This window comes from Colwellia sp. (genome assembly GCF_013215345.1).
Taxonomy (GTDB): Bacteria; Pseudomonadota; Gammaproteobacteria; order Enterobacterales; family Alteromonadaceae; genus Colwellia.
This window is the reverse complement of record NZ_JABSOV010000049.1, coordinates 19,408-29,866: the sequence shown is the minus strand read 5'-3', so window position 1 is coordinate 29,866 and position 10,459 is coordinate 19,408. Positions and strand designations below refer to the sequence as shown.

The 10,459-nt window shown below is 38.4% G+C and carries 8 protein-coding genes; 5 read left to right on the top strand and 3 right to left on the bottom strand.

Annotated elements, in window-relative coordinates:
• Positions 1–106: 106 nt before the first annotated feature.
• On the bottom strand, positions 107–976 hold the full coding sequence (locus tag HRT50_RS09445; RefSeq protein WP_291613776.1) for a peptidylprolyl isomerase: 870 nt from the start codon (positions 974–976) through the stop codon (positions 107–109).
• Between the two features lie 219 nt (positions 977–1,195).
• On the opposite strand from HRT50_RS09445, the gene HRT50_RS09440 reads away from it, so the two are divergent.
• Complete coding sequence (locus tag HRT50_RS09440; protein WP_291613775.1) at positions 1,196–1,591, top strand: hypothetical protein; 396 nt, start codon at positions 1,196–1,198, stop codon at positions 1,589–1,591.
• 195 nt (positions 1,592–1,786) lie between these two features.
• Here the strand turns inward: HRT50_RS09440 and HRT50_RS09435 are convergent, their stop codons facing one another.
• The gene (locus tag HRT50_RS09435) at positions 1,787–3,724 is read right to left on the bottom strand and encodes a diguanylate cyclase (RefSeq protein WP_291613774.1); all 1,938 of its coding nucleotides are present in this window, start codon (positions 3,722–3,724) and stop codon (positions 1,787–1,789) included.
• A gap of 368 nt (positions 3,725–4,092) precedes the next feature.
• On the opposite strand from HRT50_RS09435, the gene HRT50_RS09430 reads away from it, so the two are divergent.
• The 4 genes from HRT50_RS09430 to HRT50_RS09415 all read left to right on the top strand — a co-directional run bounded on the left by HRT50_RS09430 (position 4,093) and on the right by HRT50_RS09415 (position 8,774).
• Positions 4,093–4,314 (top strand): FeoA family protein, encoded by a 222-nt coding sequence (locus HRT50_RS09430; RefSeq protein ID WP_291613773.1) that lies wholly within the window; start codon positions 4,093–4,095, stop codon positions 4,312–4,314.
• Between the two features lie 84 nt (positions 4,315–4,398).
• Complete coding sequence (feoB, locus tag HRT50_RS09425; protein WP_291613771.1) at positions 4,399–6,606, top strand: ferrous iron transport protein B; 2,208 nt, start codon at positions 4,399–4,401, stop codon at positions 6,604–6,606.
• A gap of 118 nt (positions 6,607–6,724) precedes the next feature.
• Positions 6,725–8,347: a polysaccharide deacetylase family protein gene (locus tag HRT50_RS09420; protein ID WP_291613769.1), complete on the top strand. Its 1,623-nt coding sequence runs from the start codon at positions 6,725–6,727 to the stop codon at positions 8,345–8,347.
• A gap of 112 nt (positions 8,348–8,459) precedes the next feature.
• A complete protein-coding gene (locus tag HRT50_RS09415) occupies positions 8,460–8,774 on the top strand; it encodes a hypothetical protein (RefSeq protein ID WP_291613767.1) in 315 nt (104 codons plus the stop codon).
• Between the two features lie 144 nt (positions 8,775–8,918).
• On the opposite strand, the gene HRT50_RS09410 is transcribed toward HRT50_RS09415, so the two are convergent.
• A complete protein-coding gene (locus HRT50_RS09410; protein ID WP_291613765.1) occupies positions 8,919–10,412 on the bottom strand; it encodes a HAMP domain-containing sensor histidine kinase in 1,494 nt (497 codons plus the stop codon).
• Positions 10,413–10,459: the final 47 nt, after the last annotated feature.

Below are 10,459 nucleotides of genomic sequence, written 5' to 3'. Positions count from 1 at the left end.
ATATGGGCTTCTGTACCGTCATTCCCGAGTTCACTTGTCGGGAATCTAGGTTTTATCGAATGTTTACGCCCGAATATTTACTAATGTTCGCGGCTAAAGCCTGCTCCTACATAGAGAAGAGACGTTTTCTCATGGTTAGCAAGGTAAGCATGGCAAGAGCAAACCAAGTGATTGAACCACCGTTATCTTCTTGAGCATCAGGTAAATATTTAGCAGGGTCGCTTGGGAAAGCATCAGATATGTCTATCACACCATCACCATCACTATCAGGCTCTTTTGATTTTAATGGGATTAAATCACCATCCGTCACCACAGAGTTATCAAAAATACCTACATACTCAATAACAACAAAGTTCTCCATGCCAGGTGCGCTCATATCTCCACATTGTTGACTTTCAGCCATGACCATAGGGATACCCTCTAAATCACCAGCGTTACATAGTTTTAGTTGCGCTATTTTGTCTACTATATCCATACCTTCAATAACTTGACCAAATACGGTAAAACCACCGTTTTGTCGGTCTAAATTATCGCTATTATCTTTTAAGTTAAAAAACCACTGGTTAGTAGCACTATGAACATTGCTGCCCTTTTTCGCCATGGCAATGGTGCCTTTAACATTAGAATAAATAGGCTCGTTTTTCACTGGCGCGCTTGCTACTAGTGGCGTTAATGGCCACTCACCGGTAAATTTATAACCACCGCCTTGAACAACAAAATCGGTAGCAACTCTATGGACAACCGAGTTAGTGTAATGCCCACTATCAATATAATTGAGGAAGTTAGCTACTGTTGCAGGTGTAGTACTATCAAATAAGTTAACTTTAATCAGTTGTTCACTTAGTGAGGTTTTAATTTCAACAATAGTCGCGCTAGCAGTGTTAGTAAAACTTAAACTGGCAGTGGCTATGCTGATAAGGGTTAGCGCTTTTTTAGCGTTTTTTTTTGTTGTTTTGTTGGTTTTTTGTGTAAACATAGACAGCCTAATTATGCAGTTAAGGGTTATAAATCGTTTCTTATAGTAAAGGCTGTGATCGATGTTAACAAGTAGCTGTAGCACTTTAGTAACAATACCAAGTTATAAGTAAACTAAGCCATATTCGAAAAGTACTCGGCTTTTCCTTGTTTTGCACTAAAGAACGATTACAATAGCGCCAATTTTAATCACTACCTCTTCGATATCTTAGGAATCCCAATGAAAAAATTGTTTTTAGTAAGTGTTTTATTACTTGCATTATCACTGTCTAGTTATGCTCAAGCTAATGTTAAAGTTGGTGTGGCGCTAGATATGGACTTAAGTCTTGTTGCACAGATAGATAGCTATAACATCGTTTTGGGTGATAGTGGTTTCGCCGTAGATTATTTAGTGAAAACCGGTGATTTTAATAATGAAACGCCATTATCTTGGTATCTTGCTGGCGGTGGTTGGGCTGGTTGGAACCATGGCTATGGTGTACGTGTGCCAGTCGGAGTTTCTTGGTATTTTGCCAAAGGTTGGGATTTATACGGCCAAGTACAACCAGTAGCAAACTTTGATGATAAATTTAAATTTAGTGTTGACGGTGCTATCGGTGTGCGTTTTTCATTTTAATTAGTTAATTCAGCAAGCTAACTAACACGTTAGTTTGCTAAATTTATAAAAAGAGCTTTAAAGCTCTTTTTTTATGCCAAATCAATAATGCTGAATTTTATTTAAAATACACTAATGGCTATCAAGTAATCAAGATGCCTATTCATGGTTAAGCAGATTTTTGTTGAGAGAAGTTCAGCCAATAAAGTTGATGGACTATGCCTCGTTTGCCATCACCACTTGGTTTCTGCCTTGGTCTTTTGCTTGATATAAAGCCATATCGGCACTGTTAAATAGTTGATTAAAACTATCTTGTTGCTCCGTTAACTCGGCAATGCCAAAGCTTGCGGTAATTTGTAATGACTGCCCTTGGATAGTCATCACTTTATGCTCGATAGCATGTCTAATACGTTCAGCTATTTCATATGCCTGAGTTGCAGACGCTTCGGGTAAAATCAGTAAAAATTCCTCACCACCTATGCGACCTAGAATATCATGAGTTCTAACGTATTCATTGGCTGTTGAGGTAAGCTCTTTTAATGCGATATCACCACCAGCATGACCAAAGTTGTCATTGACTCGTTTGAAATGATCTACGTCGAATATGACGACAGAAAATGATTGTTTGGCTTTTATCGCTTGTAATAACATCTTCTCGGCATAAATAAAGCTATACCGACGGTTTGCTAGTTCAGTTAAGGTATCAGTGTTAGCTATTTTATGCAGAGCTTTACTATTAAGTACTTGACGATAAATAAAATAGCAGAGTACTAGCACACATAATAATATAATTATGATGATCATATTTTGGGACTTTTGCTGTTGTGTTGCACTTGCTAACGCCGCTTTATTTAAAGCCTTGTCTTGCTCTAATAATTTATTGGTCAAAATAGCTTGGTCAGTATCAAACATGACTTTATATTTTGAACGTATAGTTTCACGTTCAGCGTTGTAATAATCCTTTTGTAAGGTTCTTGCTTGTTTTTGCTTGAAATATGCAGTTTGAAAGTCTTTTTGGATAGCCGCAACTTGTGCCTGTAAATCAAAAAGCTGTACATACCAACTAAGCGCATTATGCTTATCTAAAGGTTTAAGTATTGCTTCAACTCTAGCTAAAATGTCAATTGCTGCTGTTATGTTGTTATCACTCAGTGCAAGTTTGGCTTCTAATACAATTGCGCCAATTTCTGCCGACGGATTTTCATAAAGAGGATGTTGCTCTTGATATTTATGCCAAAAAGTACGGGCTTTATCGTGTTGTTGAGAGTGATGGTAAGTATTCGCTAAACCTAAATAAGCTAAGTAGATGTATTCTTTTTTATTGGTTTGTTTTGTTATTTCGATAACTCTTAGGTAGGTTACTTCGGCTTTTTGGTAATCTTTTTTTCGTAGGTAAATTTTGGCTAATACATTTTGTACAAATAACTCATCAAAATAATATTGATGTTTTTTAAAGTAGTCACTTGCTTCTTTTGCTAGCTTAATTGCATTGATGTCGTCAAAGGTAAGTGAATAGGCGTTAGCCATTTCAGCTTTCAAATAAGCTAAGCCTAACTCATCGCCTATTTGTTCAAGTTGTAAGTAAGCTTGATGATAAAACTTTAGGGCTTGAGTATCTTTATGATTAATTGAGTATGAGTAAGCCATGTAAGCATAACTATCTGCGAGCAGCCTATAGTTTTCATTTACTTTGGCATATTTCGCTGCGAGTGAGTACTTTTCCATTGCCTGCTCTGAGTTACCCAGTTCATCCATGATACCGCCCTGAGTTAATAACAACGAAATACCGACATCAGTCGTTAAGTCTACTTTCAAGGCATAAGCTTGGTCTAGGTGCCCCTGGCTTACATTATAGTACCCTAATATATAGTTATGTTGAGCCATCTTGCTCAATATAGAGGCTTTATCAAAGTCAGTCATCTTTTGTTGATGTTCATCAAATAGCTCTTTAGAGAAAGCCAGTGCTAATGCTGGATCTTTCTTATTCAACTCATCAATTTTATTAAGGGGGACTTGCATCCAAGTAGAGGGGGAATCAAGCGTGTAGCTATGGCTGTTTAAACTAAAGCACATAACAAAAACACTTACGAGAATGGTAAACATCAGGGTGTTTTTTTCTGCTATATTATTGCCAACATTAACCTTTTCTTTCATATAGCTAGCTCTCGGGTTGATTTATTAACCATCATATTACTAAAAGTTTTTACATATAAACAGTGTACTTGTATTAATTGTAGTCACTTTTACCAAGGAATTAGTTTTAGCTGAAATCAATGTTTATAGCTAAGCTTGCATCGAGTTTAATAATAGTGAAAAAGTAATGTAATAGTCATAAACTCTATAAGTAATAACATAGAGGTTTGATTAGTTAATGAAACATTTTTGTTTGATCAAGGTCAAGGTTAGTTACATTGTTTTACTATTGATTTTTTCTGGCTAATGCTACCATTCAAATAATAGTAATTATCATTAACTCTTAGATTAACATCTGTGGGAAAATGAACTTTTTTTGGACTTCTAGCATGACTCTCGCTGACCTTCCCCTGAATAAACCTGCTAAAATTAGCGCTTTACCTAAAGATGTAGTAATCGCGGCGCAACTGATTGAACAAGGCTTTACTCTTCGTTCCCATGTGTCATTAGCGCATAAAGCGCCTTTTAATGGCCCGATGGCCTTTCGCTTACACAATACTAAAATTTGTATTCAGCGTTCCGTCGCAAAGCAAATTGGCGTTAGTCTTTAATTAGTAAAGTAATCGATAAGTTAAGCAAAAAACTGATTACCAAGATAATTCATTTATACCCAGTAACCTCAAAAGAATCTTACCGTGACACAATCAAAACATTTCGCCCTAGTTGGTTTTGCCAACTCAGGTAAAAGCACTTTATTTAACCTGTTATTATCCGCTAGCGAAAACAAAAAAAAGCAAAGTAAGCAAAAAGTTGGTAATTGGTCAGGTGTTACCGTAGCCGCTAAAAAAACCAGTTTTAGTTTAGGGCAGCAGAGCGCTTATTTATCAGACTTACCCGGTTTAAGTTCGCTAGAAAAACATGCCGAGCAAGGTAAAGATCTGACCATTTCGCAATCATTTTTACAAGATAATGATATTGATTGCTTAGTTAACGTCGTTGATATTAACCAGTTAAGCCGACAGCTTTATTTAACCAGCCAGCTACTTGAGTTGGGTGTACCTATGATAGTGGTACTCAATAAAAGCGATCGAAAAAAACATTTACAGATTGATATTGCGCAATTAGCTATAGAATTAGGCTGTCCTGTTATCGCCATAAGTGCCCAAAGAAAAAATGCCTTAGTAGAAGTGCAGCAGGCACTGGCTCAAATGACAAATGACATATCCGCTAGCCATCAAACAATCGTTAATAGTGTTAGCTGCCAAAAAGAGCGAGAAATAAAGCAGCAGCCAGCGCAGCAACAAAAGCAAAGCGTGAAAGCAATGCAAGCGCGTTATGACTATATTACCGATATGCTGGCCCGTGTTAGCAGTGTTGAGGCGACCAATGCTGCCTACGCCAATCCTGCATGTGCCAACAAATCGATGTCAGATAAAATTGATAGTGTAGTTTTACATCCCTTAACTGGCATACCGGTATTTCTCGGGGTGATGTACTTACTCTTTATGTTTGCCATTAATGTCGGTAGTGCCTTTATCGATTTTTTCGATATTCTTAGTGGCACCTTATTTGTCGATTACCCATTACATTTTTTAGCGCCATTAGACTTACCGCAGTGGTTACTCACTATTGTTGAGGGCTTTGGTAGTGGCTTGCAAACAGTCGCGACCTTTATTCCTGTTATCGCCTGTTTGTTTATCGGCTTATCAATTTTAGAAAGCTCAGGTTATTTAGCGCGGGCCGCTTTCGTAGTGGACAGCGTTATGCAAAAAATTGGTTTGCCCGGTAAAGCCTTTGTGCCGTTGATTGTTGGTTTTGGCTGTACGGTACCTGCGGTCATGTCAGCAAGAATTCTTGATAGTGAGCGAGAGCGCATTACCACGGTAATGATGTCTCCCTTTATGTCATGTGGGGCAAGATTGCCTGTTTATGCGCTATTTGCCGCGGCCTTTTTTCCTGATAATGGTCAAAATCTAGTGTTTTTATTGTATTTAGTGGGTATTTCCGCTGCGATTTTTACCGGATTTTTATTGAAGAAAACCGTGTTGTCAGGCACTAGTTCATTAAATATTATGGAATTACCTAATTATGAACTGCCTAAACTTAGCGATTTAAGTCAACGTGTTTGGCAGCGTACTAGAGGCTTTGTTACCGGTGCAGGTAAAACCATAGTTATTGTGGTGTGTTTATTAAACTTCTTCAACTCTATTGACACTGATGGTCAATTTGGTAATCAAGACAGTGAAAACTCTATATTGAGTCAAGGAGCAAAAGTAGTGATGCCGCTGTTGGCTCCTATGGGTGTGCAAGAAGATAACTGGCAGGCTGGCGTCGGCATTATTACCGGAATATTTGCCAAAGAAGTGCTGGTGGCAACCTTTAATAACTTATATTCACCCCATGCATCAGGGGAAGCTGCAGAGCCTTCGTTAGCGCAAAGCTGGCAAGAGGCGACTGATAGCATAAAAGAAAATTTATTAGGTCTTTCCCCCGATGATCCTTTGGGGATTAGCGTAGGTGAGATCAGCGACTTAAGCCTTGCCGCCCAAGAGCAAGGTGTTGAACTAACTACCTATCAGCGCATGCAATTAGCTTTTGTTAGCCAGCTAGGCGCTTTTAGTTATTTATTGTTTATCTTACTTTATACCCCTTGTGTTGCTGCTATGGGAGCAATCAAAAATGAAGTAGGTAGTCGCTGGGCCGGATTTGCCGGTATTTGGAGTTTTACTTTTGCTTATTTAGTGGCAACATTATGTTATCAAATTGGTAATTTCATGGTCGCGCCGTTAAGTGCCAGCATAACGATTGCGATTGCCTTATTAACCTTTGTTATGATTTATTTTTGGCTTAAACATAAAGGTAAGCAGGTATTAACTATCCCGATAAAAGTCAGTTATTCCTAGTAGCAACCTTTATAACCATTTTACTTTAGATTGTTAAAAACGAGATGGTTAACTGCTTGCTTAGCAATAAAAATACACGTATTTTAATCGCTAAATAGGGAATGTTTAGGATTTAATTATGGGATTTAGAAATAGATTTTTTCAATCGGATAAGCTCGCCAGCTTGGCGAGACCATGCTTGTTAGTATTAAGCGTATTGCTAAGTAGTTTAGTACTTGTCGGTTGTGAAGGCGCCAGTTCAACCTCAACGGATGAAATAACGGAAGGAATAGTTAATCAGCCAACCATAGCCGAGAGTGTTAACTTTACCGATAACAGTTATAAGCTAATTACTTTAACGGGTTATGAGCAATCAGCACTGCAAGTCTACTGGCCAACTGATAGTGTTATGCCGGTAATATTGCAGGCAGATTTACAATTATTAATACCGCAAATAAATACCATTTTCAGACAACAAAACTTTGCTTTCAGCCAACTAACAAAAGAGGCTGTAGCGCTACGCTACAAAAAGCTTATCTTTAATCCAATCACACCGGCAACAGGTGTTGGCAAACTAGACTTTTCTTTCGCCAGCGATGGCAAAATTATTGTTATGCTCGATGTTGATGCTCTGCTTGGAGATGATAATACCAAGGCTTTGTTATCCTCAGAATTAACCCAGATAATTTACCAAAGTGAGCGACTCAACTACCAAAGTGAAAGTAGTGTATTCGATCGCTTAGTTTCTCGTGGTTTAGCTTTACATTTTTTAAAGAAAAACTTACCCGCAAATGAAATTACTTTCTCTGTAGATATCGAAGAGTCTGAATTGTCTACAGTATTAGCGCAGGTAAAATCAGGGCTAGTTGATGGTGTGCTGATAGAAAACTTGTTTACTCAAAACCTATTGAGTGAACAAGGTAAGGCTAATGCTCTAGGCTACTATTTGGTGAGACAGCATTTTTCTTATTATAGCGGCAGCAATGCTAGTAATAGTTTTAGTCTTGCTAGCAGGCTGTTTTTACCTTGGCTCGAGGGTGAAAATAGCGCAACTAGAAAAACAGATCAATATGTTCGAACCGGCAATGTAGCTGAGCAAATTTCTGTGGAAGCTCTCGCTCGCCAAGCCAGTTTATATCTTGGTAGTTATTTCATTGAAGGCTTGAATCATGAAAAATTAATTGCTTTGACTTTCGATGATGGTCCGTCACAGTACACCACACAAATTTTAGATGTACTTGCACAAGCACAAGTGCCGGCAAGTTTTTTTTGGCAGGGACAAAACTTAGCGAACTATCAGGGGGTTGTTGAACGTAGTATAGCGGCAGGTCATACAGTAGCCAACCATAGTTGGGATCATGCTAACGGCATGAGTTATAGCAGTGATGAGTTATGGCAACAACAAGTCGTAACAACCAATGATGAATTTAAGCAATTATTTAACATTAGCCCGCGCTTTTATCGACCACCCTATGGTGAAATATCCGATCAACAAATTGAATACTTAGCGAGTAAGGGAATGAAAGTAATGCTTTGGTCGGTGGACTCAAGAGATTGGAATCCAGAGTTAAACAGTATAGATAAAATAGAAAGTGAACTGATAAACAACCAGCATGAAGAAGTGATCACCTTAATGCATGATGCTGGCGGCAATAGACAAAACACTGTCGATGCCTTACCGGCAATTATTGCCCATTATAAAAGCCAAGGTTATCGCTTTGTTAATCTTGAAACCTTACTCGGTATAAGTGATAAACACTAATTTAAGCGTCCTGCTTTAAAAGTGAGTAAACGCTAAATAATGGTTGCAATGGTAATTTCAGTTAGATGAATCATACTTATCAAATGTGATTTTCTCGATTGGAGACATTGTTATGATGATTGCAAGATGGTGTATTGATGCAAAATTTGGCCACAAGCCAGAAGTGGTTGAAGCGCTTACTCAATGGTTTGATGAAGTCGGTTCACAAATCGGTTGGACGAAAGAGAATTCACGTATATTAGTGGGCTCTGTCGGTGCATTAGAATCGAGTATTATTTCAGAGGTGACTATTAAGAATTTAACTGAGCTCAATGATGCTTGGCAAAAATTGGCTGAGATAGATGCCCATAAAGAATGGAGTAAAACCCTAGAGCCTCATGTAGTTTCAGGTACACCCAAGTGGGAAATCTATCGCATTATTGACTAAACCCCTGAGTAAAAATCTTAGTGAATTAGCAAGTAAATTTAACCTGTTATTGATAAGCCGAGTGTTATCAATAACAGGTTAACCTAACCGCTTAAAAGCGATGAATAAGCACAGTTCAGTGCTGATTATTTTCCGGTGCATGCCTTATGGCTTAAGGGTTGGTAGTGATAATGAAAAACTGCTGCCATTCCCTAGTTCACTTTTAACCATCAGCTCAGAGTTAAGTACTTGAGATAATTTCTGGCTAATCGCTAAGCCTAAGCCAGTATGCTGAATATTATCTTCTATGGCGTTACTGGCCCTATATCTGGCATCAAATATATAGGCGATATCTTCTTTACTGATACCACTACCATTATCGCTAACACTGACTTTAACTTGTGTACTTAGCTGTGCGACTGTCACTACAATTTCACCACCAAGGTCAGTATGTCTGATGGCGTTTTCTAATAAATTGGTCATGATGCGCTCTAATTTAGCAATGTCAGAGTAAACTATATATTGGCAAGGTTGCGGTTTTAAAATCAGTGAAATCTGTTTATCTGCGGCTTTTAGGGTAAATTTAGCCAGGATGTCATGTAAAAGCTCACCAATGGCAAAGGTTTCTAAATTGACCGTCACTTGACCATTTTCTAGATGGGCCAGTTCAAAAATTTGATCAATCAGCCGCTTTAACTGAGAGACATTGCGCTGCACTGTCGCTAAATAATCTTGTCGCTCGGCGCTAGATAAGTCATCACCCTTAATCGCTAAAGTCTCAATATAGCCTTGCATGGTCGCTAATGGTGTTCGCAAATCATGAGACAAGTGCGCTAATAACTCTCGGCGGATTCGGTCGTTTTCTGTTAATAGAGAAAATTGCTGGTTAATTTGGATAACCATATCGTTAAAGGTTGCGCCGAGAAAGTGCACTTCATTATGGTCAATGCCATGGTTTTCCGCTGAACCCCATTGCTTGAGCTGAATTTTAGTTTGGTCAAATTGCACCGCTTTAAGCGCTTGCATTTGTTTGGCTAGTTCTTTGACCGGTTGAGTAAAATAGTGAAAGACCGCTAATAAAACCAGTAGTAGTAATAATAAGCTGGCGAGGACAAAGGCGCCGTATTTTTGTAAGTCTTTATCGGCTTGAACTTGGCTAAAAATTGAATCGTAAATTTCTCCGCCAATAATAATATATAAATAACCCTGTAACAGTTCACCTTGATAAACCGGCGAGACTGAAAATATTTTTTGCTTGTTGATGCCTCGAGGATCATCAGCAAAAACCGGCATTTTTTTCGGGTTGGCAATAAGCTGCTTAAGTGGTGCTAGGGCAACAGACTTGCGTTTTATTTTAGCAGCCTCTGCTGAATAAGTTAAAATATTGCCTTGGGCATCAAGAAAGTAAAACTCAAAAGCAGGGCCGAGTAACATTAGGGTGTGAAACAGGTTTTCTAACGCAGGTTTATCATAAACACCATCTTGTAATAGCGGGTTATCATGGGCTAAATGTTCAGCTAAGTGTAAGTGTAACTTTTGCTCCGCTTGATACTTGGACTGCTGAACCAGTGAGTTACTCCAATAAACCAGTAAGGATGCCATAATCATAAAAGATGCACAGAGTATTAATGCTAAGCGTTGATAAAGTGATATTTTCATCTAAAGAAAGCTCCTGGTATTCTTACTAGCAGTATTCTAACTAGGAA